This is a genomic window from Streptomyces sp. NPDC111606 (assembly GCF_055656945.1).
In genome coordinates, this window is sequence record NZ_JBVKBY010000014.1 from 21,897 (window position 1) to 48,283 (window position 26,387).

Here is a 26,387-nt window from a genome sequence, read left to right on the forward strand (position 1 = left end):
ACGCCCGTGCCCCGTGGGGGCAGTGCGGCGTCTCGGACGAGCGACCACACTATCGGCTGGGCATCACGGCGGCCCGCCGCCTGTGGATAACCCACCCGCGACGGGCCGTTCGAAACGTATTCGAGACGTATGTGCGTGCGTTGTGTGCGTGCGACGACCGTCGGTCGGGCGGTCGGTGCGACGCTCAGACGGCAGCCTTCTTCAGCCGGCGGCGCTCCCGCTCGGACAGGCCGCCCCAGATGCCGAAGCGCTCGTCATTGGCGAGGGCGTATTCGAGGCACTCGGAGCGGACCTCACAGGCGAGGCAGACCTTCTTGGCCTCGCGGGTGGAACCGCCCTTCTCGGGGAAGAAGGACTCGGGGTCGGTCTGGGCGCACAGCGCGCGCTCCTGCCAGCCGAGTTCCTCGTCCGCGTCGTCGACCAGCAGTTGCTGCACCAGCTCGGTCATGTGCGCCCCTCGTCTGTCTTCGCGTCCCCGTGATGTAGCCGTTACCGATTCCGGCTGAACGACACGAGTGAAATTACAAGTGTGCTGCTCCGGGCGAGTCAAGCCGAGATCTGCTATTGAGCCCCTTATTCACTCTGCGGAACCAAGGCCTAGCGGAAAGTGTTCAAATCGGCATAAACCTTGACAAGCGGACGAGGCTCGGGAGGGCGTCCAGCTCCGCCCAGAGCCTGTACGGAAAAAGACGCCCAGAAGTTCGATCTCGTTGCACACACGCGCAGATGCGAACCGGATCACAGTCGGATCACAGGATCACAACGACGCCGCGCGCCCGGTTGTGCGCCATGTGTCCCGGTCAACTCATGAACAAACCTTTCGCCACGGAGATGAACCGGATGAGGTGAAACATGTCCCACATAACGGGCGTCGAGTTGACACTGAAGGTGCGAACCGATGTCCTTGTGGGCATGCTCGCGAACTCGGCACTCACCTCGACCCGCACCGCCGGGTCCCACGGTGCTGCCCGCGCTCGCTGTAGCTGTTGCTGTCCCAGCTGTTGAGCCACACCTGCTCCAGCTGTAGGCCGAGCCACCCTTTCCTCGGCTCTAGTTCCCTCTGACCTTCCTTCACTGAGGAACCACCGCACCCCATGAACAGCGACAGCGACCTCCAGATCGCCGGCGACATCCTCGAAGTCCCGCACCTCCTCCAGACACCGCGCGAGCACCCGGCCACCGTCGCCGAGTTCGTGGGCCTGGCCCGCTCCATCGCCGCCGACCGCTCCCAGTGGGAGCACCTCGTCCGGTACGACGCCACCACGCGCTGGTACCACCGGCTGAGCACGGGCCCCGGCTACGAGGTGTGGCTGCTGTCCTGGGTCCCAGGACAGGGCAGCGGCCTGCACGACCACGGCCCGTCCTCCGGTGTCCTGACGGTCCTGGACGGCACGCTGACCGAGCGCACGGAACGCGGCACGCGCGTGTTGGAGGCGGGCGCGCAGCGGGTGTTCGCACCGGGATACATGCACGAGGTGGCGAACGACGCGCTGGAGCCGGCGGTGAGCCTGCACGTGTACTACCCGGGCCTGACGGAGATGCCGATGCTCCCCCAGTCCCAGCTTCGTTCGACCGCGGGGACCGCCATGGCTTCGGCCTGCGAGGCGCGTACGGAGCAGCGTCCCGTGACTGCCTGACGCGTTGTCGTACCCGCCTGCAAGACTGCTCCCATGCGCATTGTGGTTCTGGCAGGCGGCATCGGTGGTGCCCGGTTCCTGCGCGGTCTGAAGCAGGCCGCGCCGGACGCGGACGTCACGGTCATCGGCAACACCGGGGACGACATCCACCTCTTCGGGCTGAAGGTCTGCCCGGACCTCGACACGGTGATGTACACGCTGGGCGGCGGCATCAACGAGGAGCAGGGCTGGGGGCGGGCCGACGAGACCTTCCATCTCAAGGAGGAGCTCGCGGCGTACGGCGTCGGGCCGGAGTGGTTCGGGCTCGGCGACCGGGACTTCGCCACGCACATCGTGCGGACGCAGATGATCGGTGCCGGATATCCGCTCAGCGCGGTGACGGAGGCGCTGTGCGACCGCTGGAAGCCGGGAGTCCGGCTCATCCCGATGACCGACGACCGCGTCGAGACGCACGTCGCGATCGAGGTGGACGGCGAACGCAGAGCCGTCCACTTCCAGGAGTACTGGGTGCGGCTGCGGGCCTCGGTGCCGGCGGAGGCGATCGTGCCGGTCGGCGCGGAGCAGGCCAAGCCGGCGCCGGGTGTCCTGGAGGCGATCGCCGACGCGGACGTCATCCTCTTCCCGCCGTCCAACCCGGTCGTCTCGGTCGGCACGATCCTCGCCGTGCCCGGCATCCGCGAGGCGATCGCCGACGCCGGCGTGCCGGTCGTGGGCCTGTCCCCCATCGTCGGTAACGCGCCCGTGCGCGGGATGGCCGACAAGGTGCTCGCGGCGGTAGGCGTCGAGTCGACGGCCTCGGCGGTCGCCGAGCACTACGGCTCGGGGCTCCTGGACGGATGGCTCGTCGACACCGTGGACGCGGGCTCCGTCGAGCAGGTCGAGGCGGCCGGGATCCGCTGCCGGGCCGTACCGCTGATGATGACCGACCTCGACGCGACCACGCAGATGGCACGCGAGGCGCTGACGCTGGCCGAGGAGGTGCGAGCGGCTTGAGCGACGTGTCTGCCGACGGCTACCGCGTCTGGGCCGTCCCCGGGATTCCCGAGATCCAGCAGGGCGACGACCTCGCGAAACTGATCGCCACCGCCGAACCCGGCCTCGCCGACGGGGACGTGCTCCTGGTCACCTCGAAGATCATCTCCAAGGCCGAGGGCCGGATCGTCGAGGCGACCGACCGGGAAGCCGCCATCGACGCGGAGACCGTACGGGTCGTGGCGCGCCGCGGCGCCCTGCGCATCGTCGAGAACCGGCAGGGGCTCGTGATGGCCGCCGCCGGGGTCGACGCGTCCAACACTCCCGCCGGGACCGTGCTGTTGCTGCCCGAGGACCCCGACGCGTCCGCGCGGGCGATCCGGGACGGGCTGCGGGACGCCCTCGGCGTCGATGTCGGGGTCGTCGTCACCGACACCTTCGGCCGTCCCTGGCGCGCGGGGCTCACCGATGTGGCGATCGGCGCCGCCGGCATCCGCGTACTCGACGATCTGCGCGGCGGCACGGACGCGTACGGCAATCCGCTCAGCGCGACCGTCGTGGCGACCGCCGACGAACTCGCCGCCGCCGGTGACCTGGTGAAGGGCAAGGCCTCCGGGCTGCCCGTGGCCGTGGTACGCGGGCTGGCGCACACGTTGGCCGAGGAGCACGGGGAGGGCGCGCGGGCCATGGTGCGCGGCGCTCGTGACGACATGTTCCGGCTGGGCACGTCGGAGGCGGTACGGGAGGCGATGACCCAGCGCCGTACGGTCCGGGCCTTCACGGACGAACCGGTCGACGCCGGGGCCGTACGAAGAGCGGTCGCGGCGGCGGTCACGGCACCGGCGCCGCACCACACCACACCGTGGCGGTTCGTGCTGCTGGAGTCGCAGGAGTCGCGGACGCGGCTGCTCGACGCGATGCGGGACGCCTGGATCGCCGACCTGCGGCGCGACGGCAAGAGCGAGGAGTCCATCGCCAAGCGGGTGCGACGCGGGGACGTCCTGCGCAACGCTCCGTATCTCGTGGTGCCGTGCCTGGTCATGGACGGTTCGCACACCTACGGCGACGTACGGCGTGACGGCGCCGAGCGGGAGATGTTCGTCGTCGCCACCGGGGCCGGGGTACAGAACTTCCTGGTCGCGCTGGCCGGGGAGCGGCTGGGGTCGGCGTGGGTGTCGTCGACGATGTTCTGCCGGGATGTGGTGCGCGAGGTGCTCGGGCTGCCGGAGGACTGGGATCCGATGGGGGCCGTGGCCGTCGGGCATCCGGCGGAGGAGCCGCGGCCTCGGGCGGAGCGGGATGCGGGGGCTTTCATCGCGGTGCGGTAGTGCGCGCCGTACAGCGCCTAGGCTCGTAGGGGTCTCTCCATACCGGTCTTCTTAGGACTTCACTCGTGGCAGGACGCTTCACTCCGCAGTCCACGCGTACGACTGTGCGCGGCGGCCATGTCCCCGTGCCCGCCGGGATACCGCGTCAGGCGCCGGCACCCGGGCGGGTGCGCACCTGGGTGCCACAGTGGCCGCTCGATCTCGGGCTGGTGCTGGGGCCTCTGCGGCGGGGGCCCGGGGATCCGACGTTCCGGGCGATGCCGGACGGGTCGGTGTGGCGGGCCTGTCTCACGCCCGCCGGGCCCGGGACGCTGCGGGTCGGCGTGCGGGGTGCCGAGGTGCGGGGCGAGGCCTGGGGGCCGGGGGCCGAGTGGCTGCTGGAGCAGTTGCCCGAGCTGCTCGGGGCCGCCGATGATCCGTCCGCCTTCGTGCCGCGGCATCGGCTGGTGGCGCTCGCTCGGCATCGGCGGCCGGGGCTGCGGTTGACGCGGACCGGGCTGGTGCTGGAGTCGTTGATTCCGTCGATTCTGGAGCAGAAGGTCACGACCGATGAGGCGTATCGGGCGTGGCGGTTGCTGGTCCGGAAGTACGGCGTGGCGGCGCCGGGGCCCGCGCCCGGGCGGATGTGTGTCATGCCGGACGCGGCGACCTGGCGGATGATTCCGTCCTGGGAGTGGCATCGGGCCGGGGTCGACAACAAGCGGGCGTCGACGATTCTGCGGGCCGTACGGGTCGCTGCGCGGCTGGAGGAGGCGGTGCGGATGGCTCCGGCTCAGGCGCAGGCTCGGTTGGAGGTCGTGCCGGGGATCGGGCCGTGGACGTCTTCGGAGGTTGTGCAGCGCAGTCATGGGGCGGCGGACGCGGTGACCGTGGGGGATCTGCATCTGCCGGGGATTGTGGGGTTTGCGCTTGCCGGGGATCGGGATGCGGATGACTCCGTGATGCTGGAGTTGCTGGAGCCGTATGCGGGGCAGCGGCATCGGGCGGCTCGGTTGATTCTGTTGAGCGGGCGGGTGCCGGGGCGGCGGGCTCCGCGGATGCCGGTGGGGGATATCGGGCGGTTGTAGGGGGCGGGTTTTTCGCCCCCGCCGCCCCTAACCTTCCCGTCCTTGAAGGGGCGCTGCCCCTTCTACCCCGGACCTGGGGGCTGCCGCCCCCAGACCCCCGCTGTCGGCCTGAACGGCCTCGTCCTCAAACGCCGGACGGGCTGAAATAACAGGGCCGGCGCCGAGATGCACCGTCGGCAGGGCGCGCAGCCCCCAGCGGGTGGGTGGGGGTTAGGGATGGTGCAGGCCCCGCCCTCAAACACCAGACGGGCCGCAATGCCCGGACCGGCGCCGAGAGACACCGGCCGCAGACCCCCAACCCCCAGCGGGTGGATGGGGGTTAGGGATGATGCAGGCCCCGCCCTCGAACACCGGACGGGGCTTAGATGTCTGGACCGGCGCCGAGGGGAACTGTCGACCTCCGTGAGCAGTCCCCCACCGGGTGGGTTGGATGCCGGGTCGGCACCGGGAAGGGGCCGTCGGTCCTCGGCGGTGCTACAGGTCCGGTGAGAAGCGCACCGACCCCGCCGGGATGCGAGCGTCGCACCACACCCGTACCCCGTCCCTGAGCTCGTTGTCGGCGCCGATCACCGCGCCGTCGCCGATGACCGTGCCGGTGAGGACCGAGCGTTGGCCTACGCGGGCGCGGGTGCCGATGAGGGAGTCGGTGATGATGGCGCCGGGTTCGATGACGGCGCCGGGAAGGATCGTGCTGCCGAAGACGCGCGCGCCCTCGGCCACGAAGGCGCCCTCGCCCACCACCGTGCCGCCGGTCAGCTTGGCGTCGGGGGCGACACTGGCCGTGGGGAGGATCAGGCGGTCGCCGCAGCGGCCGGGGACCGCGGGGGACGGGGCCCGGCCCAGGACGAGGTCCGCCGAACCGCGGACGAAGGCCGCGGGCGTGCCCAGGTCGAGCCAGTACGTCGAGTCGACCATGCCCTGGAGGTGGGCGCCGGCCGACAGCAGGTCGGGGAACGTCTCGCGTTCGACCGAGACGGGCCGGCCCGCCGGGATCGTGTCGATGACCGAGCGGCGGAAGACGTACGCCCCCGCGTTGATCTGGTCGGTGACGATCTCCTCGGGAGTCTGCGGCTTCTCCAGGAACGCCGTCACCCGGCCCGTGTCGTCCGTCGGGACCAGGCCGTACGCCCTCGGGTCCGTCACCTGTGTGAGGTGGAGGGAGACGTCCGCGCCCGTCGTCTCGTGCGTACGGACCAGGGCCCTGATGTCCAGGCCCGTCAGGATGTCGCCGTTGAAGATGAGCACCGGGTCGTCGGGTGCGGAGTGGAGCCGGGAGGCCACGTTGCGGATCGCGCCGCCCGTGCCGAGGGGCTCCTCCTCCGTCACGTACTCCAGGTGGAGACCGAGCGCCGAGCCGTCCCCGAAGTACGGCTCGAAGACCTCGGCCAGGTACGACGTCGCCAGGACGATGTGTTCTACGCCCGCCGCTCTCGCTCTCGCCAACTGGTGCGTGAGGAACGGGACCCCGGCCGCCGGGACCATGGGCTTCGGCGTGTGCACGGTGAGTGGACGCAGCCGAGTGCCCTTGCCACCGACCAGGAGGATCGCTTCTGTCACCTGTCGTCTCTGCTTCCTGCCGGGACCGGCCGAACTGTCTTTCGGCCGGCCAGTGTATGCAGACCGTTGTGCGACGCCCTCGACGGCAGTGCGGCAGTGCGGCAGTCCGCCTCATGCCCCCCGACGGCGGTGAATGCGACCCCATGCCCCCATGAGTCCAGCTACGAGCGCTACGGGTTCTGCCCCGCCCCCCTCAACTCCGCGCCCTTTCAGCGCCCCTGGTAGCGGGCCGCCGAAGCGCGGGCGGAGCCGAGCTTGCTGTAGAGCTGCTTGCCGGGGCACTCCGTGGAGAAGCCGTCCCGGTGGCCGGAGATCACATTCAGTCGTACGTTCTTTCCCTTTCGGTACAGATTGCCACCGCCGGACTTCAGATATGTCTTTCCGCGCGGATTGGCACCGTAGAGCCCCAGTTTCCAGGCCGTGAGCCGCGCCACGGCTTTCACCGAGGCGGCGGTCGGCTTGGTGACGCCGTAGCTGCCGAGGACGGCGATCCCCATGCTGTTGGTGTTGAAACCGCGAGTATGGGCACCCAGGACCGGCTTCGCCACTCCCCCGGCACGCCCCTCGTAGATGTTTCCGCACTTGTCGACGAGGAAGTTGTAGCCGACGTCACGCCAGCCCATGCTCACCACGTGGTAGCGGTAGATACCGCGAATGAGCGAGGGGACCTGCGAGCAGGAGTACTTGCTGCCGGAGGCCGTGTGGTGCACGAAGGCCGCCTTCACCTTCTTCGTGTAGACGAAACTCCGCTCCCGCCAGCTCTCGTTCGCGCCCCAGCCGCGCCGCGTGACGATGCGCGGCCGCGGCCCGATGTACGGCTTCGCGCGCTGTTCCTGCGTCAACTCGGTACCGCGCAGCGCCAACAGCTCCCGCTCGGTGGCGGCCCGGCCGAGCTCGGGGATCGCGGCGGCACCGACGGGCGCGAGGTCGACGTTGGCGGCGGAGGCGGCCAGGGACTCGGCGGTCTCGACGGTCTCGGGGTTGAGCGTCCCTGGGCGGGGGGCGCCGGCGGTGTCGCCGCCCTGCGCGGGGGCGGGGTCGCCGGGGTCGACGAGTTCGAGGCGAAGGCCGTCGGGCAACGTCGAGGCGGCCTCGGGGCGGGCTGTCGTGTCGTCACCACTGCCGCTCACGCCGTCCTCGGGCTCCTCGGAGGCGTTCTCGGGTTCCCCGGTCGGCCGAGGCCCGGCGGCGGACCCGGTGGGCTCCGGGGTGACCCGTACCTCCACGCCGTCCGACTCCCCGACCCACAACGGCGCCGTGGAGCCGCGGACCCGGCCCGAGGCGGGTTCGTCGGTGCCCGGGTCGGCCGCGTGATCGGCGTTGTGGGTCTCGATGTCCTGCCAGCCGGACCAGGTGCCCGTGCCGACGGCGCGGGTGCGGACCTGGACGCGGCCGTGCAGTTCGGCGTCCGGGTCGTCCCAGATCACGCCGACAAGGGAGAAGTGCCGTACGCCGCGGGGGGTCAGGCCCTGTTCGGCGGGGGCACCGCTGACTCGGTCACCGTCGAGGGGGGCGAGGGGCAGCGACTGGGTACTGCCGGGGACGTACGACTCGTCGCCAGGCTGACGTACCGCCGGCCCGGCCACCGTCCCTGCGCTCGTGGCGGCTTCCGCTCCGAGCGCCGGTCTCGCGGTCGCCGCGACGGCAGGTGGGGTGAGCGGGAGGGCCAGAGCGGCCGCGCACGTGACACCGATTGAGGAAGCAAGAAATCCACGCATAGCAACGATGTTGGACATAGTCATACAGACCTGTCCATCGGGGAGCTGACGGGGCGTCGGCATCCGATTCGTCCGAACCGGTGGCGGTCGGATGGCCCCGGCGGGGGGTGTGCGGGTGCGTGTCCGCGTACGCTTGCGCGGGTGAATGCCACCGATCGCACCCCTGCCGACCTGCTGCGTTCCGCGCTGGCCGCGGATCCGAGCCGTCCCCTGGTGACCTTCTACGACGACGCCACCGGGGAACGCGTCGAATTGTCCGTGGCCACGTTCGCCAATTGGGTGGCCAAGACCGCGAATCTGCTCCAGGGAGACCTGGGGGCCGGTCCCGGGGACCGCGTCACGCTCTTGCTCCCCACCCACTGGCAGACCGCGGTCTGGCTGCTGGCCTGCTCGTCGGTCGGCACGATCGCGGACGTGGGCGGGGATCCGGCGGCGGCCGACGTGGTGGTGAGCGGGCCGGACGGACTGGAGGCGGCGCGGGCGTGCCGGGGGGAGCGGGTCGCGTTGGCGCTACGGCCACTGGGGGGCCGTTTTCCGCAGCCGCCGGCCGGCTTCGCCGACTACGCGGTGGAGGTGCCGAGTCAGGGTGACCGTTTCGCGCCGTACGCGCCGGTGGATCCCGAGGATCCCGCGTTGATCGTGGCCGGGCGGGAGTTCAGCGGTGCCGAGGTCGTGGAGCGGGCGCAGGCCGAGGCGACGGGGCTGGGGCTCACGGGGCCGGGGTCGCGGATTCTCTCCGCTCTTCCCTACGACACCTGGGAGGGGCTCAATGCCGGGCTGTACGCGGCGCTGGCGACCGGGGGGTCCGTGGTGCTGTGCCGGCACATCGAATCCCTGGGCGAGGACGCCCTTGCCAAGCGCATCGAGGCCGAACGGGTGACGGCGACCGCGCGGTAGCCTCCGGCAATTCCGGGAGTCTCGTCATCCGGCCCTGCGACGAACCCCCTCCTTCCTCAACCCCGCCAGGGGGCTCCGCCCCCTGCACCCCCATCGGCCTGAACGGCCTCGTCCTCAAACGCCGGACGGGCTGAAATACCTGGGCCGACGCCGAGAAGTGCCATCGGCACGGTGCACAGCCACCCGCGGGCGGGTGGATGGGGCTAGGGATGGCGCGACCTCGCCCCCCAAACGCCGGACGGGCTGAAATGCCCGGACCGGCGCCGAGCGGGACCGACTGCGCGGGGGCGGGGTTGGGATGGCACAGCCCCGCCCCACCACCGGACGGGATGGAATGCCGGGACCGGCGTCGCGCGGTGGCCGTGGTGGCGTACCCCCGTTGGCGCCGCACCCGCCCACGGCGGCAAGGGGACGTGCCGGGGGGTGTCCGCCCGCAGTGACCGGCGTCAAGAAACGGCACCCACCCTGCCCAACCCCCACCGCCGGTCCGAGGACGGACACCCCCCGGCACGGCCCCGACCCACCACACCCCCGCAGGCGCCACGCGCACCCCCACCAAACAACAACAGGCCGCCGCAGGCACCCCCGCGGCACCCCCACCCACCAGCCACAGGCCGCCGCAGGCATCCCGCCCCACCGCCGGAGGCCCCGTCACCCATTCAGCCCCCCACCACCCACCCCCCACCCCCCATCCACGCCACGGTGGTAGCAGCAGCCCACACCGCACGCACTACGCACTGAGGGGTGGACCCAGCCGTGACCGACTCCGCACGTGCGCGCCCCGGGGCGTCGGGCAGTAAGGCGGGCAGGGACAAGAGGTCCGTGCGGCGGTGGGTGCGACGAGGGGTCCTGGGGCTCGGGCTGGTGGTCATTGCCGCCGGTGGGGCCGGGTGGGCCGTGTACGCGAAGCTCAACTCCAACATCACACCCGACGAGGCCGCCGCGGCCGAATTGGCCCGGTATGAGAGGGAGCGCCCCACCGCACGCGTCAGCGGCGCCCAGAACATCCTGCTCATCGGGTCGGACTCGAGGGCGGGCCAGGGAAACCGCCGCTACGGACGCGACTCCGGTACCGAGCGCTCCGACACCACCATCCTGCTGCACCTCTCCGGCAAGCGCCGCAGCGCCACCGCCGTCTCGATACCCCGCGACCTGATGGTCGACGTCCCCGGGTGCCGGAAGTCCAACGGCTCCCGCAGCGAGCCCATGTTCGCGATGTTCAACTACGCCTTCCAGATGGGTGGTTCGGCCTGCACCATCCGCACCGTGGAGCGGATGACCAACATCCGGATCGACCACCACATGGTCGTCGACTTCCACGGCTTCAAGGAAATGGTCGACGCCGTCGACGGCGTGGAGATCTGCCTCAGCAAGCCCATCAACGACAAGGCCGCCAAGCTGAGACTCCCGGCCGGCAAGGTCACCCTCAACGGCGAGCAGGCCCTCGGCTACGTCCGCGCCCGCAAGACCCTCGGCGACGGCAGCGACACCGACCGCATGGACCGCCAGCAGCGCTTCCTCGCCGCACTCGTGCACAAGGTGCAGAGCAACGACGTACTGCTGAACCCGGTCCGTCTCTATCCGGTCCTGGACGCCGCCACTTCCTCCCTCACCACGGACCCGGCCCTGGCCAGCTTGCGCGGTTTGTACGAACTTGCGCGTGAGGTGCGCGACATCCCCACCGAACGCGTGCAATTCCTCACGGTCCCGAGGGAGTCGTACATCTACAACGCCAATCGCGACCAACTCGTGGAACCCGAAGCGGAGCGGCTCTTCGAGCGGCTCCGCGTCGACGCCCCGGTGGAAGTCGTGAATTCGTCCGAAACGTCCCAGGGCCCCGAGCCCTCGGATACCGCTTCCCCGGCGCCCACGTTCCGCGGCAACACCGCCGCCCAGAACCCCTGCGGGTAAAGCGCTCACCAAGTCGACGAACCCCAGTTCAAAGAAATGCGCCGGATTGCCCAGTTGTAGGGACGTGGAATTTGTCACCGTCGTCGCTCGACGCTGAACTGGGCGGATAGTGTGAGCGATCCGGTGCACCCGGCCGTAGTTAGGCTTGCGCACTGTTTGACCGAGACCCGAGCGCCTTGGAGGGGGTAGGCGCCGCGTGGCCCCGACGGAGGATTCAGACAACCGTGGACGCGCAAGGCCGTGGGCGGGCGGACGACATCGATCCCGCAGACCAGTGGGTGCTCAATCCGAACACCGGCGAATACGAACTGCGACTGGCTCCTTCCGCTCCGCAGTCATCGGTACCCGGACCCCGTAGATCCGCCTCCCGGGCAGGAGCGGCTTCCCGTGCCGGCGGCACGACTGCCGGGGGGACCGGCGCCGGAGGTGCGGGCAGCGGCGCGGGCGCCGGGGGTGCCGTGCGCAATCGCACCGCCGCCCCCGCACGCGAGACGCGTCCCGCGCCGGGCCGTGAGGTGCCGTCGCAGCGCAGGCGCAAGGGGGCGCCCGAGGAGCCGCCGGGCCGGCGTGGCCGGCGGCCGGTGAAGAAGAACAAGGCGAAGCGGGCCCTGCTCTGGACCGGCGGAATCACCGCGTTCGTGGTGGTCGCCGCTGCCGCGGGCGCGTATCTCTACATCGAGCACCTCAACGACAACATCCAGTCCGTCTCCGACGACGGCGCGAGCACCGGTGGCTTCTCGAAGGACAAGGCCATCAACATCCTGCTCATCGGCACGGACAAGCGCACGGGCGCGGGCAACGACAAGTACGGCGATTCGGGCAGCGCCGGGCACGCCGACACCACGATCCTGCTGCACGTCTCCAAGGACCGCTCGAACGCGACCGCGCTGAGCATCCCGCGTGACCTGATCGTCGACATCCCGGACTGCCCGACCACGCAGGAGGACGGCTCCTCGAAGGTCATCGCGGGCGAGACCGACGTCCGTTTCAACACCAGCCTCGGGCAGGAGGGCCGCACGCCCAGCTGCACCGTGCGGACGGTCACCGAGCTGACCGGAATCCAGGCGGACAACTTCATGGTGGCCGACTTCAACGCCGTGAAGACGCTGACGTCGGCGGTCGGCGGCGTCGAGGTGTGCCTCGCCAAGGACATCAACGACCCCGACTCCAAGCTCGACCTCCCCAAGGGCGAGCATGTGATCGAGGGCGAGCAGGCGCTGGCCTTCGTCCGCACCCGGCATGCCGTCGGCACCGGCGGCGACCTGAGCCGGATCGGGCTCCAGCAGCAGTTCCTCAGCGCGCTGATGCGCAAGCTGAAGTCGAACGACACCCTCACCAGCCCGTCGAAGATGATCAAGCTGGCCGAGGCGGGCACGAAGGCGCTCACCGTCGACTCGGCGCTCGACACCATCGACAAGCTGAAGGACCTCGGCCTGGAGCTCGGCAAGCTCAACACCAAGAACCTGACCTTCACGACGGTTCCGGTGATAGACAACCCCACGGAGAAGGTCCGGGCGACGGTCGTCCCCAACCCGACCACTGCTCCCCAGGTCTTCCAGGCGATCCAGAACGACGTCTCCTTCACCGCGGTCAAGGAGCAGAAGAAGAAGGAAGCCGCCGCCGTGGCCGCCCGGCTCAAGGGCACCAAGGCCGACCCCGCCGATGTGCGGGTGCAGGTCTACAACGGCGGAGCCCCCGCGGGCAGCGCCCAGGAGACCCTCACCTGGCTGCAGACCGAGGAGGGCGTGGAGAAGTCCGAGAACGCGGGCAACGCCCCGGAGCCGCTGTCGAAGACGACGCTGGAGTACGCCCCGGACCAGGCGGACCAGGCACGCCGGCTCGCCGCGATCATGGGGCTGTCGGGGTCCGCGTTGAAGCCCGGCAAGAGCGTGACCAACTCCCAGGGCCTGCCCACGATGACGCTGACGCTGGGCAAGGACTTCAAGGGTGCGGGCGTTTCGCTCACGGCTCCGAGCAAGGCGCCCGACGTGGAAAAGTCCACGGCCGACAAGGTGGAGTGCGCGAAGTAGTCACTCAACGGGCCCGTCCCACCGCCTGCTTGGCGTGCGGCGGGCCTGTTCCGCTCGAAGGCCTCGGCAGGGCATCCGTGCCCGCGTCCGCGGTGCGGCACCGCGGCACGGAATCTCCGGTACGGAAACTCCGGCGAGGAACGCAACTGTGGCCGACTCTCGTTGGTCTGACACAAGACACGGTTGTGTCAGGCGGCGTTGACCCGGCACACCAAGCGGCCGTGCCGGGCGTGAATTTTGCCGACGCGTGGCCAACCGGGCTCGGACCCACAGGGGTCTGACAGGTTGCGAACCGGCGTCGGACAGGGTGGTCCGACATGGTTCGCTCCACACCGGACAGGGAGGTCCGGCGCGGGGCGGAGCCGTGTCGGGCAAAGGGTGGGGAAGGGCAGACAGTTGGCGCAGAGCAGTGTGCGAGGGGATGCCCCCGCGGTGGAGGACACCATGTCCCTCACCCCGCAGGCCGACCAGGACACGCCGGCCGACCAGGGCGGACGGCACGGTGGCGGGGGTTCCGGAGGCAGCCGTGGGACCGACGGCAGACCCCGCAAACGGCGGGTGCTGCGCTGGTCGGCGACGGTTCTGGCGGTGGTGATACTGGGCACCGCGGGTGCCGGGTATCTCTACTACCAGCACCTCAACGGCAACCTGAAGAAGGACGACCTCAACATCGGCGACGCCAAGGACCGCGCCGCCCGGACCGAGGCGAACGCGGCCGGTCAGACGCCGCTGAACATCCTGCTGATCGGCTCGGACGCCCGGGACAGCAAGGAGAACCAGAAGCTCGGCGGCGCCAAGGAGACCTTCGGCGGCACCCCCCTCGCCGATGTCCAGATGCTGCTGCACGTCTCGGCCGACCGCACCAACATGTCCGTGGTGAGCATGCCCCGCGACACACTGGTGGACATCCCCAAGTGCACGGACCCGGACAGCGGGGACGTCTACCAGGCCCGCCAACGCGCGATGACGAACCAGTCGCTCGGCCGCGGCGGCCCGGGGTGCACGGTGGCGACGTGGGAGAAGCTCACCGACATCCACATCGACCACTTCATGATGATCGACTTCTCGGGCGTGGTGTCGATGGCGGACGCCATCGGCGGCGTCCCGGTCTGTGTGAAAGCCAACATCCACTCCAAGGACAGCCAGGGCCACGGCTCCGGGCTGAAGCTGGAGAAGGGCACGACGTACGTCAAGGGCGAGCAGGCCCTGCAGTGGCTGCGCACCCGGTACGGCTTCGAGGACGGCAGCGACCTGGCCCGCGCCAAGGCGCAGCACCAGTACATGAACTCGATGGTCCGCGAGTTGCGCAAGAACGCCAAGCTGAGCAACCCGGGCAAGCTCCGCGCCCTCGCCGAGGCGGCCACCAACGCGCTGACCGTCGACCCGGGACTGGGCACGGTGGCCAAGCTCTACGACCTGGCCGGCGAGCTCAAGAAGGTGCCGACCTCACGCATCACCATGACGACGATGCCCAACCGCTATGTCGGTTCGCGCGTCGAGCCCACCGAGGACGCGACCAAGCTGTTCCGGCTGGTGCGCGAGGACATCGCCCTGGACGGCAAGGACAAGAAGAAGGCCACCGAGGAGAAGACCTCCACCGATCCGGCCGCGGCTGACGACGAGATCGCCGTGCAGGTGCAGAACGGCACCCGCACCGACGTCCTCGCCCCGGCCCAGGGCCGCGCGACCACCGTCGCCGGGCTGCTCGTGGACAAGGGCTTCACCCAGGCCGTCGCGGACGCCTCGGCCACGCCCATGGCGGACACGACCCTCGTCCGTTACCCGAGCGCCGACCTGGAGGGCGACGCCCAGCGGCTCGCCAAGGCCCTCGGCATCCCGGCCGACGCCGTCGAGAGGTCGACGGACGTCTCCGGTGTCACCCTCGTCGTCGGCGCGGACTGGCGGGAGGGGACGGCGTACAAGGCCCCGAAGCAGGACGACAGGACCCCGGACACGGCGGAGGCGCTGAACGCCTCCGACACCAAGGCCTGTATGAAGGTCGACCCGGACTTCACGTGGTGACGGGCGCCCCGCCCGGCGGGCTCAGCCGGCGCTGTCGACGCTGAGCACGGCCGGGCGGCGGGAGGCGATGACCTTCCTCGCCAGGGCCCGCGGGCTGGTCAGGAAGCCGTAGCCCCAGGACATGTGCATGGTGGCGAGGGCGACGGGGATCTGGAGGCGTGCCTTCAGCGGGAGGCCCTTGCCGGCCGGGAGCGAGCCGGCGGTGATGGCCGCGAGGTAGCCGCCGGGGACGACCAGCGCCCACGGGGTGACCAGGGCGCCCAGCACGAGGCCCGCCGCGATCGCGCACACCGCCGTCGGCGGGGCGAGGTAGCGCAGGTTGATGGAGCCGGCGTGGTAGCGGGCGACGACGTGACGCCAGCGGCCGTAGTCCTTGTACTGCTTGGCGAGTGCCTTCACCGACGGCCTCGGGCGGTACGACACCTTCAGCTCGGGCGAGAACCAGATCAGCCCACCGGCTTCCCGGATCCGGAAGTTGAGCTCCCAGTCCTGGGCGCGGATGAACTCCTCGTTGTAGCCGCCCTGTTGCTCCAGTGCCTCGCGCCGGAAGACGCCGAGGTACACGGTCTCGGCCTGCTGGGCCTCGCCGCCGGTGTGGAAGGCGGCGTTGCCGACGCCGATCTTCGACGTCATCGCGGCGGCGACGGCGTGCTCCCAGTCGTTCTCGCCCTCGGCGTGCATGATGCCGCCGACGTTCTGCGCGCCGGTCTCCTCCAGGAGGCGTACGGCGGTGGTGATGTAGTTCGGCGAGAGCATGCCGTGGCCGTCGACGCGGACGACGATCGGGTGGCGGGAGGCCTTGATCGCGGCGTTCAGCGCGGCCGGCGTGCGGCCGGTCGGGTTCGGGACGGTGTGGACGCGAGGATCGTCCCGTACGAGCTCGGCGGCGATCTCGTCCGTGCGGTCCGTGGACGGACCGAGGGCGATCACGACCTCCATCTCGCCGGCGTACTCCTGCGCGAGGATCGCTTGGACTGCTCCGCGCAGATGCCGCTCCTCGTTGAGGACGGGCATGATCACGGACACGGCGGGGAGCTGCACGTCGGGATTGGCGTTCATAGGGGGCTCACGTTACCGCGAACGGGGGACAGCGATGCGCCCCGCCGGGGCCGGTGCTCCGGGCAGCAGATCGTATGGGCCTACGGTGCTCACGGATCCCACGTACGGCCCCCAGGGCAACCCCAGCGGAGGTATCCCCCCATGCCCACGCCGCCCCGCCGCTCTTCCGCCCCGCCGCAGCGCAGCCCGCGGCCGCCCCGTGGCGGGGCGCGGCCGGCCGCGCCTCGACGGCGGAGGCGGCCGCGGTGGGCCATGCGGGCGGTGACCACGCTGTCCGTCGTGGTCCTCGCGTCCGCCGGGATCGGTCACGCGGTGGTCACCAGTCTGGACGCGAAGATCGCGCGGGTGGACCCGTTCAAGGACATGAAGAACCGGCCGCAGGCCGGGCACGGGATGAACGTCCTGCTCGTCGGCACGGACGGCCGCGACCGCATCAGCGAGGAGGAGCGGCGCAGGTACCGGCTCGGTGGCGCCCCGTGCCACTGCACGGACACGATCATGATCGTGCACATCTCGGAGGACCGGGAGCGGGCGAGCGTGGTGAGCCTGCCTCGCGACTCGTACGCCGAGGTGCCCGCGGGTGAGGGGCGCAAGGCCCATCCCATCAAGATCAACGCGGCGTACGCGGAGGGCGGGCCGAACCTCACCGTGCGCACGGTCGAGCACATGACGCACGTGAAGATCGACCACTATCTGGAGGTCGACTTCACCAGCTTCATGAAGACGGTCGACGTGGTCGGCGGCGTGCGGATCTGCACGGCCGAGCCGCTGAAGGACTCCTACACCGGGCTGGACCTGCCGGCCGGCACGCATCGGCTGATGGGCGGGGAGGCGTTGCAGTACGTCCGCGCCCGGCACGTCGACAGCGACTCGGATCTCGGCCGGGTGCACCGTCAGCAGCGGTTCATGGCGGCGCTGATCGAGCGGGCGACGTCGTCCGGGATCCTGCTGAACCCGATGCGGTTCCGGGACGTGACGCGGGCGGTGCTGGGGTCGGTGCGCGCGGACAAGGGGTTCGGCACGGGCGAACTGCTCGACCTCGGGCGGGCGATGCGTAACTTCTCGCCGTCGTCGTCGGAGTTCACGACCGTGCCGATCGGGCAGCTGGCATACGAGGTGAAGGGCCTCGGCTCCACCGTGAAGTGGAACACCTCACAGGCCGAACGCCTCTTCCGGGCCCTGCGCGAGGACAAGCCGCTGGCCGCGCAACGGCCGAAGAGGAGGGCCGTCCCGGTGGAGGTCGCCCCGCAGCAGATCCGCGTCCAGGTGGAGAACGGCACGACGAGGGCGGACCTCGGCAAGCGCGTCGACGCTGCGCTCGCGACGGCCGGGTTCCGTACGACGGGCCGTCCGGCGAACGCGGCGGACCGCTCCGTGAAGCGCACGGTCGTCGCCCACGACCCCGGCTGGGACCGCTCGGCGAAGTCCCTGGCAGCCGCACTCCCGGGCAGCGAACTACGCCCCGTGAAGGGGCTGGGTCCCACTCTGAAGGTGATCGCCGGGACGGACTTCAAGAAGGTGCGCAAGGTACGGGCCGAGGACCCGACCCAGGGCCAGGCGACGGTGGTACGGGGCGACGAGGCGGGGTGCTCCTAGTTCGGCGGATGCCCCGCCCGGCAACCCTCGGCAGCACCCTCAGTCCTCGTACCCCTCGGCCGCCCTCTTCTCGCGGAGCTCCTTGATGGCTCGCCGGCGGGCCAGACGGTGGGTGCGGCGGATCTGGGCCTCCTGGTTGCGGCGCTTGTCGCGCTCGGTCTCCGGGAGCACCTCGGGGACGCGTCGTGGCTTGCCGTCGGCGTCGACCGCCGCGAAGACCAGGTAGGCCGAGCCCACCTGGGTGGCCGGCGCGGACTCGTTCCAGCGTTCCGCAAGGACCCTTACGCCGACCTCCATTGAGGTCCGGCCGGTCCAGTTGACCTGGGCCTTCACATGGACGAGGTCGCCGACGCGGACCGGCTCGAGGAAGACCATCTCGTCCATGGACGCGGTGACGGCGGGGCCGCCACTGTGCCGGCCGGCCACCGCGCCCGCGGCGTCGTCGACGAGTTTCATGATCACACCGCCGTGCACCGTCCCGAGGAGGTTGGTGTCGTTGTGGGTCATGATGTGGCTGAGCGTGGTGCGGGATGCGGAGGTCGGCTTGCCCGGGATCTCCGGAGTGCCCGACTCTGCGGCGGTGACCTGGTCTGTCATGGCCTCTACCTTATGCCGCGTCGACATTCGCGGACTTTGTGTTGGGTTCGCAACAGCCGTGCCTCTATTTTCCGCCGAACCTTGTAAGTGACCTGGCCATGCCCTGCACACTGGGGCGCATGAATGACTGGCCCCAGGCACCCGACGACAACCGCGGCAACCGCTACGGACGCGGCAGCGCGAGCGCACAGCCGGAGAGCGCGCGCGTGATGCGGCAGGTCCGCCGTGGCCAGGCGGCGCCCCCCGGCCAGGGCTACGGCGGGGTCCCGCAGCAGCAGTCGTACGTGAACGGCCAGGGCCACGGCGGCTACGGCGACGACGGGTACGACAGCGGTTACAACACCGGCCAGGTGTACGGCGGTGGCGGGGGCGGCCGCGACGGCGGGGGGATGCGCGAGCCGCGGCCCGCGCCGAACTGGCGGCGCCGTATCAAGGTGACAACCATCACACTGGTGACGGTGCTGGTGGTGACGTCCGTCGCGACCTATTTCTGGGCCGACTCCAAGCTCAACCGCGAGGTCGACCTGTCCATGGTCATCGACCGGCCGGAGGCGGGCGAGGGAACGAACTACCTCATCGTCGGCTCCGACAGCCGTGAAGGACTGTCCGACGACCAGAAGAAGAACCTGCACACCGGGTCCGCCGACGGCAAGCGCACGGACTCGATGATGATCCTGCACGTCGGCAGCAACGGCGACACCCTGATCTCGCTCCCCCGCGACTCGAACGTCACGATCCCGTCGTACAAGGGCTCGGACTCCGGGAAGCTCTACCAGAGCACCGGCCGTCAGGTGAAGCTGAACGCGGCGTACGCCGAGGACGGACCCGAACTGCTGGTCCGTACCGTCGAGTCCAACACCGGTCTGCACATCGACCACTACGTCGAGATCGGCTTCGCGGGCTTCGCCAACATCGTGGACGCCGTCGGCGGTGTCGAGATCGACATCCCGCAGGACATCAAGGACTCCAAGTCCGGCGCGGACTTCAAGAAGGGCAAGCAGACCCTGAACGGCCAGGACGCGCTCGCCTTCGTCCGCACCCGTTACGCGCTGGCCGGATCCGACCTGGACCGTACGAAGAACCAGCAGAAGTTCCTCTCGGCCCTGGCCAACCAGGTCGCCACCCCGAGCACCGTCCTGAACCCCTTCAAGCTGTACCCGACGATGGGCGCCGGCCTGGACACCCTGATCGTCGACAAGGACATGGGCCTGTACGACCTGGCGTCCATGTTCTGGGCGATGAAGGGCGTCAGCGGCGGTGACGGCAAGTCCATGAACATGCCGATCTCGGGCAACTCCGCGAACGGCAACCTCCAGTGGGACACCGCGAAGGTGAAGACGCTGGTGGAGCAGCTGAAGAACGACGAGAAGGTCACCGTCTCGGGCAACTGAGGCACCGCCTGACAGCAGTCGAGGGCACCCCGGCCGGGGTGCCCTCGACTGCTGTCAGGCGGTTGTCACATCGTGGCGCCCGCCATCGCGCGGCAGGTCGTGGCACAGCGGCGACACGCCTCTGCGCAGCGCATCATCTGAGGATCGTCCGGCATGGACATACACGCCTCCGCACACATCTCGCAGGCCTTGGCGCACATCGCGCACATCTCCGCCGACATGGGCGAGCGGCGCATCATCATGTCCGCGCACATACGGGTCGTCTCGGCGCAGTCCATCAGCGCCCGCATGATCTGCATCTGAGCCTGGCCGCCCATCTGCATGCAGGAGCTCATGGTCTCCTCGCAGATGCTGTGGCAGTTCAGGCACGCGTCGACGCAGTCCTGCATCTCCTTGCTCATCGCGGGCATCGTCTGGGGCTGGGTCATGGCTCCTCCTGGGGGGTGCGGGAGCCCTGGGGCGGGCCCCGTGCCCTTCCGTCCTACGCCCGCCCGCCGCGCCGCGCCATCGGGCGGACGTGAACAATTCCGACCAGATGCCGCACAGGGCACGGTCGCCCGTGTTCCTCGCAAGGCGGTGAAACAGGTCCAAATGAGTGAAGGGTGCCCGGAGATCCGGACACCCTTCACCATCAAATCCCGTGGCGTTACGGCAGGTTGCGCGCCATGACGATGCGCTGGACCTGGTTCGTGCCCTCGTAGATCTGCGTGATCTTGGCGTCGCGCATCATGCGCTCGACCGGGTAGTCACGGGTGTAGCCGTAACCGCCGAGGAGCTGGACCGCGTCCGTGGTGACCTCCATCGCCACGTCCGAGGCGAAGCACTTGGCGGCGGCGCCCAGGTAGGTCAGGTCGGCGTCGCCGCGCTCGGAGGCGGCGGCGGCCTGGTAGGTCAGGGCGCGGGCGGCCGAGATCTTCATGGCCATGTCGGCGAGCATGAACTGGATGCCCTGGAAGTCGGCGATCGGCTTGCCGAACTGCTTGCGCTCCTGGACATAGCCCTTGGCGTAGTCCAGGGCGCCCTGGCCGATGCCGAGGGCCTGCGCGGCGATGGTGATGCGGGTGTGGTCCAGCGTCTTCATCGCGGTGGCGAAGCCGGTGCCCTCCTCGCCGATCATGCGGTCCGCCGGTATGCGAACGTTGTCCAGGTAGACCTCGCGGGTCGGGGAGCCCTTGATGCCGAGTTTCTTCTCGGGGGCGCCGAAGGAGACGCCCTCGTCGGACTTCTCGACGACGAAGGCGCTGATGCCCTTGGAGCGCTTCGTCGGGTCGGTGACCGCCATCACCGTGTAGTACTCGGACTCGCCGGCATTGGTGATCCAGCGCTTCACGCCGTTCAGCACATAGTCGTCGCCGTCGCGGACGGCCTTCGTCTTCATGCCTGCCGCGTCGGAGCCGGCGTCGGGCTCGGAAAGGCAGTACGAGAACATGCCCTCGCCCTTGGCGAGCGGGGTCATGTACCGCTTCTTCAGGTCCTCGGAGCCGGAGAGGATCACCGGGAGCGAGCCCAGCTTGTTCACCGCCGGGATGAGGGAGGAGCTCGCGCAGACGCGGGACACCTCCTCGATGACGATCACCGTGGCAAGCGCGTCCGCGCCCGCGCCGCCGTATTCCTCGGGCACGTGGACGGCGTGCAGGTCGTTGGCCACCAGCGCGTCCAGCGCCTCCCGCGGGAAGCGGGCCTCCTCGTCCACGGCGGCGGCGTACGGCGCGATCTTCGCCTCGGCCAGCGAGCGGATGGCGTCACGGAGCATGTCGTGCTCCTCGGACGGGCGGTACAGGTCGAAGTCAGCCGATCCGGCCAAGGTCTCTCACGCTCCAAGGACGCTATGTGGTCAGTGCGAAGCTGGCGCTAATTACCGTTAAGTAACTCAAATTTTAGGGGGCGGCCCACGGGAGTGATACGTGAGCTTGGCGACAGCTGGGAAGTTGCCCGTCAGACCCTCCGACTATGCTCGGGGCCGCATGTCCCCGTCCTTCTCCCTGGAGTCCGCATGGCCCTCAAGATCACGGTGATCGGCACCGGTTACCTCGGCGCGACGCACGCCGCGGCCATGGCCGAGCTCGGCTTCGAGGTGCTGGGACTCGACGTGGTGCCCGAGAAGATCGAGATGCTCGGCGAGGGCCGGGTCCCGATGTTCGAGCCGGGCCTGGAGGAGCTGCTGCGCAAGCACGTCGCCGGTATCGAGGGCTCCACCGGGCGGCTGCGCTTCACGATGGACTGGGCGGAGGTCGCCGAGTTCGGCGATGTGCACTTCGTCTGTGTGAACACCCCGCAGAAGCACGGCGAGTACGCCTGTGACATGAGCTACGTGGACGCGGCCGTCGAGTCGCTCGCCAAGCACCTGCGCGGGCCCAGCCTCGTCGTCGGCAAGTCGACCGTGCCGGTCGGCAGCGCGGACCGGCTCGCGGCCCGCATTCTGGAGCTCGCGCCGGGCGGCGGCGAGGTCGAACTCGCCTGGAACCCCGAGTTCCTGCGTGAGGGCTTCGCCGTCCAGGACACGCTGCACCCGGACCGGATCGTGGTCGGCGTGCGCAGCGAGCGGGCCGAGAAGCTGCTGCGCGAGGTGTACGCGACGCCGATCGCGGCCGGCTCCCCCTTCGTCGTCACCGACTTTCCCACCGCCGAGCTGGTGAAGACCTCCGCCAACTCCTTCCTCGCCACCAAGATCTCCTTCATCAACGCCATGGCGGAGGTGTGCGAGGCCGCCGGCGGCGATGTGGCCAAGCTCGCGGAGGCCATCGGCCACGACGACCGGATCGGCAAGAAGTTCCTGCGGGCCGGTATCGGGTTCGGCGGCGGCTGCCTGCCCAAGGACATCCGTGCCTTCATGGCCCGCGCCGGTGAGCTGGGCGCCGACCAGGCGCTGACCTTCCTGCGCGAGATCGACTCGATCAACATGCGTCAGCGCGGGCAGATGGTGGAGCTCGCCCGGCAGGCGCTGGGCGGCGGCCCCTTCCTGGGCAAGCGCGTCGCCGTGCTCGGCGCCACCTTCAAGCCCGACTCGGACGACGTCCGGGACTCACCCGCGCTGAACGTCGCCGGTCAGATCCACCTCCAGGGCGGCCAGGTCACGGTGTACGACCCCAAGGGCATGGACAACGCCCGCCGCCTCTTCCCGACCCTCGGTTACGCCGACACCGCGATGGACGCGGTGCGCGGCGCCGACGTCGTACTGCATCTGACCGAGTGGCGGGAGTTCCGCGAGCTGGACCCGGCGGCGCTCGGCGAGGCCGCGGCGGCGCGGGTCATCCTGGACGGACGCAATGCGCTCGACCCGGAGGTGTGGCGCAAGGCCGGCTGGAACTACCGGGCGATGGGCCGACCGACGGCCTAGCCCACGGGCCACACGGCCGGCCGCCCGGGCCACGCGACGCGAGGCGAGGCGGGTTGTGCAGCCTCGGGCCACGTCGTGGAGCCGGCCCAGGCCACGCGACGCGAGGCGAGGCGACCGGACCTCTCCGCCGCACAGAGCCGGAGAGCCGTCGGCCACGGGGCTGGAATGCCCTGAGCCACGAGGCCGAAGCACCATCAGCCACGGAGGCAGAGCACCATCAGCCACGGAGGCAGAGCACCGTCAGCCACAGGGCCGGAGCACCATCAGCCACGCCCTGAGCCATAGGGCCGAAGCACCATCAGCCACAGCCCGGAGCGCCCTGAGCCACGTGGCCGGAAGGTCCTGAGCCACACGGCCGGAAGCTCGTGATCCACGGGCCGGACGCCCCTGATCCACCTCGCCGCACCGCCTCACCCCGGCGCCGCAATGACCCGCCACCGAGACGCACGACGCCGTTTCGGCCGAGGCTCAGTCGGCCGAAACGGCGTCTTGTCGCATTCTGCCCCACACGGACCACCCGGCGCCGAGCGGTCGCTCAACCCCACCGAGAAAGGGCTTACTTCGCCCGATACCTCCGCATCTTCGCCCGCGCACCGCACACCTGCATCGAGCACCACCGGCCTCGCCCCGCCGGACTGCGGTCGTAGTACGCCCAGTGGCAGTCGACCGCCTCGCACGCCTTCAGCCGGGCCCAGGTCCCGTCACCGAGGGCCTGGGCGATCGCCACCGCCACCCGGGACAGCAGCGAGCCCCCGTCCGCGGCGAGCAGATCGGCGGAGCCGTCGGCCGCATCGACCGTGACGACCAGCGGACCCGCCGCCAGCAGTTCACCGAGCGGAGTCGCCGAGCGGTGCGGCGGATGTCCCGCGTGGGCAAGGAGGGCCACGCGCAGGGACTCCCGCAACTCCCGCGCGCCGGGTATGTCCTCCTCGGCCAGCCCGAAGCGCGCCCGGCCCTCGGCGGTGTCCAGCGAGTCCGCGCCCGACTCGAGGTCCAGGGTGTTGACCAGGGACTCAACCAGCCCCAAACCCCCGGGCGCAGGCGATCTCTCACTCATGGCAGCACGCTACCTCCCGAATCCCCTTGCGACGTTACCGCCAATACGGGACTATGCGGTAACGATGTTACCTGTTGATGCCAGACACAGGTAACCACCGCTTCGAGGAGGAAACCATGGCCATCGCAGAACTGGGCGCCGTCGTCCTGGACTGTCCCGACCCCCGCGCCCTCGCCGACTTCTATGCGCGGCTGCTCGGCGGCAGCATCGAGGACCAGGAGGACTGGGTGGACGTGAAGGTGCCCGGCGGCCCGACGCTGGCGTTCCAGGCCGCCCCCGGTTACGTACCGCCGCAGTGGCCGTCGCCCGAGCACTCGCAGCAGTTCCATCTGGACCTGACCGTCGAGGACCTGGACGCCGCCGAGAAGGAGGTGCTGGCCCTGGGTGCGAAGCCGCTGGACACCGAGGACCGCTCGCGGACCTTCCGGGTTTACGCGGATCCGGCGGGGCACCCCTTCTGTCTGTGCGCCTGCTGAGTGCCGAGCACCCTGTGACCCTCGGGAGGAAGCCATGGCCCGCGTGACCCGTCTGCGTTCCGTCGTCATCGACTGCCCCGACCCGCGCGCCCTCGCCCGCTTCTACGCCGGCGTCGGCGGCGGCACGGTCGAGGACGAGGACCCCGAGTGGGTCGTGCTGCGGCTCCCCGACGGACCCCGGCTCGCCTTTCAGCCGGCGCCCGGGTACACCCCGCCGGAGTGGCCGCGGGCCGACCGCAACTCCCAGCAGTTCCACCTGGACTTCGACGCGGGGTCCACCTGGGAGGAGGTCGAGGCGGCCCAGGAGAAGGTGCTGGAGCTGGGCGCCCGGTTGCTGCACGCGGAGGACAAGGAGGACTTCCGGGTGTACGCCGATCCGGCGGGGCATCCGTTCTGCCTCTGCCGGATCGAGGAGCCCTGACGGATCGAGGAGGCCTGAGCCCGCCGGCCCTCCCCGTCTCCCCCGCTATCCGTCCAGCTCGGAGATCTTCATCGTCGACGGCGCCCGGCGCCGCTGTGCCTCCCGGGCGGTGAAGTCGGCCTCGCGCAGGACGCGCTGGACATTGCCCCAGGTCAGCAGCGCGATGTCGGACTCGGACCAGCCCCTGCGCAGCAGCTCGGCGACGAGGTGCGGGAAGCAAGAGGCGTCGGTGAGGTCCTGCGGGTGGGCGGTGCCGGCGTCGTAGGTGCCGGACAGGCCGACGGACTCCGCGCCGGCGACCTTACGGACGTGGTCGAGATGGTCGGCGACGTCCCGGACGGACGGCCCGGTCTGCTCGGCGGTGAGCGGCACCATGCACAGGCCGCCCCCGGCGCCCAGCTCGGCGAGCAGGTCGTCGGGGAGGTTGGCCGGATGGGGGCGCAGGGCGCGGGCGGCGGAGCGGGCACACAGAACCGGCGCCTTGGACACCGCGCACGCCCGGCGCACGGTGTCCGGGGAGGCGCCGGAGAGGTCGGCCAGCACACCGAGGCGGTTCATCTCGCGCAGCACCTCCTCACCGAACCGGGTCAGCCCCGCCTCGCTCGCCCAGGCCACGCCGGACAGCGTGAGCGCGCGCAGCCCCAGCCCGTGCAGGGAACGCAGGATCCCGAGCGAGTCACCGAGGGCGGCGGCCCCGGCCGGGCCCGGCAGGACGGCGATGCGGCCGCAGTGGCGGACGTCGGTGATCGGGCCCGGGTTGTCGGCCAGGCGCAGGCCCTCCGGGTGGGCCCGTACGACGGTCTTCACCAGGTCCAGCTGGTCCAGCGTGGCGCCGACGGCCCGGTCGCCGGTCAGCCCGTCGGGCAGGTGCAGCGCCCAGAACAGCGCACCGACATGTCCCTCGCGCATCCGCGGTACGTCGGTGTCGACGGCGCTCTCGCCCAGCTCCAGGTCGAACCAGGGCAGGCGGCGCAGCGCCCACGGCAGCCCGCTGTAGCCGTCGGCGACGGGGTGGGCGGCGAGGAGGGCGTGGGCACGGTCGAGGAGGTCCGCGTCGGTGCCTTCGCCCGGGCCGGTGACGGATTCGGTCGGCTCCTCGGGCAGCGGGGCGGGCAGGTCATCGAGTTCGCCGACCTCGGGGCTGGTGTCCGCGTCGTACTTGAGGTCTGCCATGGCGGTCTCCGTACGTGATCGGCGTGATGATCCGCAGTACGGTCACCGTCGCACGGACCCGGACGGGCTTCCTGGTGGACGAGCCGTTCGGGGGTACCGCGAGCCGACCGGCATGGAACGGGCTGTGCGGGGGTAGCGCGC

At 70.4% G+C, this 26,387-nt stretch carries 22 protein-coding genes; 13 read left to right on the forward strand and 9 right to left on the reverse strand.

The window, feature by feature from the left end; genetic code table 11:
• Window positions 1–184: 184 nt before the first annotated feature.
• Window positions 185–448, reverse strand: coding sequence for a WhiB family transcriptional regulator (locus tag ACZ7M7_RS37995; RefSeq protein WP_003975777.1), 264 nt, complete (start codon window positions 446–448; stop codon window positions 185–187).
• Window positions 449–1,094: 646 nt separating this feature from the next.
• On the opposite strand from ACZ7M7_RS37995, the gene ACZ7M7_RS38000 reads away from it, so the two are divergent.
• The 4 genes from ACZ7M7_RS38000 (at window position 1,095) to ACZ7M7_RS38015 (ending at window position 5,004) form a co-directional block, all read left to right on the forward strand.
• Window positions 1,095–1,637 (forward strand): cysteine dioxygenase, encoded by a 543-nt coding sequence (locus ACZ7M7_RS38000; protein ID WP_383615975.1) that lies wholly within the window; start codon window positions 1,095–1,097, stop codon window positions 1,635–1,637.
• A gap of 33 nt (window positions 1,638–1,670) precedes the next feature.
• Window positions 1,671–2,630, forward strand: coding sequence for a 2-phospho-L-lactate transferase (gene cofD, locus ACZ7M7_RS38005; RefSeq protein ID WP_383615978.1), 960 nt, complete (start codon window positions 1,671–1,673; stop codon window positions 2,628–2,630).
• Window positions 2,627–3,937 (forward strand): coenzyme F420-0:L-glutamate ligase, encoded by a 1,311-nt coding sequence (locus ACZ7M7_RS38010; RefSeq protein ID WP_472125125.1) that lies wholly within the window; start codon window positions 2,627–2,629, stop codon window positions 3,935–3,937. Before cofD ends, ACZ7M7_RS38010 begins: the two co-directional genes overlap by 4 nt.
• Window positions 3,938–4,002: 65 nt before the next feature.
• Window positions 4,003–5,004, forward strand: a complete 1,002-nt coding sequence (locus ACZ7M7_RS38015) for a DNA-3-methyladenine glycosylase family protein (RefSeq protein ID WP_472125128.1) — start codon at window positions 4,003–4,005, stop codon at window positions 5,002–5,004.
• Between the two features lie 474 nt (window positions 5,005–5,478).
• On the opposite strand, the gene manB is transcribed toward ACZ7M7_RS38015, so the two are convergent.
• On the reverse strand, window positions 5,479–6,561 hold the full coding sequence (gene manB, locus ACZ7M7_RS38020) for a mannose-1-phosphate guanylyltransferase (RefSeq protein WP_369271473.1): 1,083 nt from the start codon (window positions 6,559–6,561) through the stop codon (window positions 5,479–5,481).
• Window positions 6,562–6,770: 209 nt separating this feature from the next.
• Window positions 6,771–8,279: an N-acetylmuramoyl-L-alanine amidase gene (locus ACZ7M7_RS38025; protein ID WP_383615986.1), complete on the reverse strand. Its 1,509-nt coding sequence runs from the start codon at window positions 8,277–8,279 to the stop codon at window positions 6,771–6,773.
• A 141-nt stretch (window positions 8,280–8,420) separates the two neighbouring features.
• Between ACZ7M7_RS38025 and ACZ7M7_RS38030 the strand changes: the two genes are divergently transcribed.
• The 4 genes from ACZ7M7_RS38030 to ACZ7M7_RS38045 all read left to right on the forward strand — a co-directional run bounded on the left by ACZ7M7_RS38030 (window position 8,421) and on the right by ACZ7M7_RS38045 (window position 15,139).
• Window positions 8,421–9,176, forward strand: a complete 756-nt coding sequence (locus tag ACZ7M7_RS38030; RefSeq protein ID WP_472125131.1) for a TIGR03089 family protein — start codon at window positions 8,421–8,423, stop codon at window positions 9,174–9,176.
• Between the two features lie 756 nt (window positions 9,177–9,932).
• Window positions 9,933–11,087: an LCP family protein gene (locus ACZ7M7_RS38035; protein ID WP_383633434.1), complete on the forward strand. Its 1,155-nt coding sequence runs from the start codon at window positions 9,933–9,935 to the stop codon at window positions 11,085–11,087.
• A gap of 224 nt (window positions 11,088–11,311) precedes the next feature.
• Entirely contained in the window at window positions 11,312–13,117 is a 1,806-nt protein-coding gene (locus ACZ7M7_RS38040; protein WP_383615994.1) for an LCP family protein, read from the forward strand.
• 444 nt (window positions 13,118–13,561) lie between these two features.
• Entirely contained in the window at window positions 13,562–15,139 is a 1,578-nt protein-coding gene (locus ACZ7M7_RS38045) for an LCP family protein (RefSeq protein WP_472125134.1), read from the forward strand.
• Window positions 15,140–15,160: 21 nt separating this feature from the next.
• Here the strand turns inward: ACZ7M7_RS38045 and ACZ7M7_RS38050 are convergent, their stop codons facing one another.
• Window positions 15,161–16,198: a glycosyltransferase family 2 protein gene (locus ACZ7M7_RS38050; protein ID WP_383616000.1), complete on the reverse strand. Its 1,038-nt coding sequence runs from the start codon at window positions 16,196–16,198 to the stop codon at window positions 15,161–15,163.
• Window positions 16,199–16,339: 141 nt separating this feature from the next.
• Here ACZ7M7_RS38050 and ACZ7M7_RS38055 point away from each other — a divergent pair, with 141 nt between their 5' ends.
• Window positions 16,340–17,794 (forward strand): LCP family protein, encoded by a 1,455-nt coding sequence (locus tag ACZ7M7_RS38055; protein ID WP_472125137.1) that lies wholly within the window; start codon window positions 16,340–16,342, stop codon window positions 17,792–17,794.
• Window positions 17,795–17,833: 39 nt separating this feature from the next.
• Here the strand turns inward: ACZ7M7_RS38055 and ACZ7M7_RS38060 are convergent, their stop codons facing one another.
• Window positions 17,834–18,391, reverse strand: coding sequence for an acyl-CoA thioesterase (locus tag ACZ7M7_RS38060; protein WP_427840850.1), 558 nt, complete (start codon window positions 18,389–18,391; stop codon window positions 17,834–17,836).
• Between the two features lie 119 nt (window positions 18,392–18,510).
• Between ACZ7M7_RS38060 and ACZ7M7_RS38065 the strand changes: the two genes are divergently transcribed.
• Window positions 18,511–19,782, forward strand: a complete 1,272-nt coding sequence (locus ACZ7M7_RS38065; RefSeq protein WP_451181022.1) for an LCP family protein — start codon at window positions 18,511–18,513, stop codon at window positions 19,780–19,782.
• A gap of 65 nt (window positions 19,783–19,847) precedes the next feature.
• On the opposite strand, the gene ACZ7M7_RS38070 is transcribed toward ACZ7M7_RS38065, so the two are convergent.
• Together ACZ7M7_RS38070 and ACZ7M7_RS38075 are read right to left on the reverse strand one after the other, a co-directional pair.
• Complete coding sequence (locus ACZ7M7_RS38070; protein ID WP_328427218.1) at window positions 19,848–20,210, reverse strand: four-helix bundle copper-binding protein; 363 nt, start codon at window positions 20,208–20,210, stop codon at window positions 19,848–19,850.
• 218 nt (window positions 20,211–20,428) lie between these two features.
• A complete protein-coding gene (locus ACZ7M7_RS38075) occupies window positions 20,429–21,586 on the reverse strand; it encodes an acyl-CoA dehydrogenase family protein (protein ID WP_383613359.1) in 1,158 nt (385 codons plus the stop codon).
• 189 nt (window positions 21,587–21,775) lie between these two features.
• Between ACZ7M7_RS38075 and ACZ7M7_RS38080 the strand changes: the two genes are divergently transcribed.
• Window positions 21,776–23,119 (forward strand): UDP-glucose dehydrogenase family protein, encoded by a 1,344-nt coding sequence (locus ACZ7M7_RS38080; RefSeq protein ID WP_472125141.1) that lies wholly within the window; start codon window positions 21,776–21,778, stop codon window positions 23,117–23,119.
• A gap of 556 nt (window positions 23,120–23,675) precedes the next feature.
• Here the strand turns inward: ACZ7M7_RS38080 and ACZ7M7_RS38085 are convergent.
• A complete protein-coding gene (locus tag ACZ7M7_RS38085; RefSeq protein ID WP_383626435.1) occupies window positions 23,676–24,176 on the reverse strand; it encodes a CGNR zinc finger domain-containing protein in 501 nt (166 codons plus the stop codon).
• A gap of 116 nt (window positions 24,177–24,292) precedes the next feature.
• On the opposite strand from ACZ7M7_RS38085, the gene ACZ7M7_RS38090 reads away from it, so the two are divergent.
• Both ACZ7M7_RS38090 and ACZ7M7_RS38095 read left to right on the forward strand, forming a co-directional pair.
• Window positions 24,293–24,652 carry a VOC family protein gene (locus ACZ7M7_RS38090; protein ID WP_383613367.1) on the forward strand — a complete coding sequence of 120 codons (360 nt, stop codon included), beginning with the start codon at window positions 24,293–24,295 and terminating at the stop codon, window positions 24,650–24,652.
• Window positions 24,653–24,686: 34 nt separating this feature from the next.
• Window positions 24,687–25,073, forward strand: a complete 387-nt coding sequence (locus ACZ7M7_RS38095) for a VOC family protein (protein ID WP_383626440.1) — start codon at window positions 24,687–24,689, stop codon at window positions 25,071–25,073.
• A gap of 45 nt (window positions 25,074–25,118) precedes the next feature.
• Here the strand turns inward: ACZ7M7_RS38095 and ACZ7M7_RS38100 are convergent, their stop codons facing one another.
• On the reverse strand, window positions 25,119–26,246 hold the full coding sequence (locus ACZ7M7_RS38100; RefSeq protein ID WP_383613373.1) for a dipeptidase: 1,128 nt from the start codon (window positions 26,244–26,246) through the stop codon (window positions 25,119–25,121).
• Between the last annotated feature and the right edge of the window lie 141 nt (window positions 26,247–26,387).

Excerpts from the sequence above, each read along its gene's own strand:
- ACZ7M7_RS37995 (WP_003975777.1), bottom strand. The coding sequence starts at position 448 with ATGACCGAGCTGGTGCAGCAACTGCTGGTCGACGACGCGGACGAGGAA.
- ACZ7M7_RS38000 (WP_383615975.1), top strand. The coding sequence starts at position 1,095 with ATGAACAGCGACAGCGACCTCCAGATCGCCGGCGACATCCTCGAAGTC.
- cofD (WP_383615978.1), top strand. The coding sequence starts at position 1,671 with ATGCGCATTGTGGTTCTGGCAGGCGGCATCGGTGGTGCCCGGTTCCTG.
- ACZ7M7_RS38025 (WP_383615986.1), bottom strand. The coding sequence starts at position 8,279 with ATGCGTGGATTTCTTGCTTCCTCAATCGGTGTCACGTGCGCGGCCGCT.
- ACZ7M7_RS38045 (WP_472125134.1), top strand. The coding sequence starts at position 13,562 with ATGTCCCTCACCCCGCAGGCCGACCAGGACACGCCGGCCGACCAGGGC.
- ACZ7M7_RS38050 (WP_383616000.1), bottom strand. The coding sequence starts at position 16,198 with ATGAACGCCAATCCCGACGTGCAGCTCCCCGCCGTGTCCGTGATCATG.
- ACZ7M7_RS38055 (WP_472125137.1), top strand. The coding sequence starts at position 16,340 with ATGCCCACGCCGCCCCGCCGCTCTTCCGCCCCGCCGCAGCGCAGCCCG.
- ACZ7M7_RS38060 (WP_427840850.1), bottom strand. The coding sequence starts at position 18,391 with ATGACAGACCAGGTCACCGCCGCAGAGTCGGGCACTCCGGAGATCCCG.
- ACZ7M7_RS38065 (WP_451181022.1), top strand. The coding sequence starts at position 18,511 with ATGAATGACTGGCCCCAGGCACCCGACGACAACCGCGGCAACCGCTAC.
- ACZ7M7_RS38070 (WP_328427218.1), bottom strand. The coding sequence starts at position 20,210 with ATGACCCAGCCCCAGACGATGCCCGCGATGAGCAAGGAGATGCAGGAC.
- ACZ7M7_RS38080 (WP_472125141.1), top strand. The coding sequence starts at position 21,776 with ATGGCCCTCAAGATCACGGTGATCGGCACCGGTTACCTCGGCGCGACG.
- ACZ7M7_RS38085 (WP_383626435.1), bottom strand. The coding sequence starts at position 24,176 with ATGAGTGAGAGATCGCCTGCGCCCGGGGGTTTGGGGCTGGTTGAGTCC.
- ACZ7M7_RS38090 (WP_383613367.1), top strand. The coding sequence starts at position 24,293 with ATGGCCATCGCAGAACTGGGCGCCGTCGTCCTGGACTGTCCCGACCCC.
- ACZ7M7_RS38095 (WP_383626440.1), top strand. The coding sequence starts at position 24,687 with ATGGCCCGCGTGACCCGTCTGCGTTCCGTCGTCATCGACTGCCCCGAC.
- ACZ7M7_RS38100 (WP_383613373.1), bottom strand. The coding sequence starts at position 26,246 with ATGGCAGACCTCAAGTACGACGCGGACACCAGCCCCGAGGTCGGCGAA.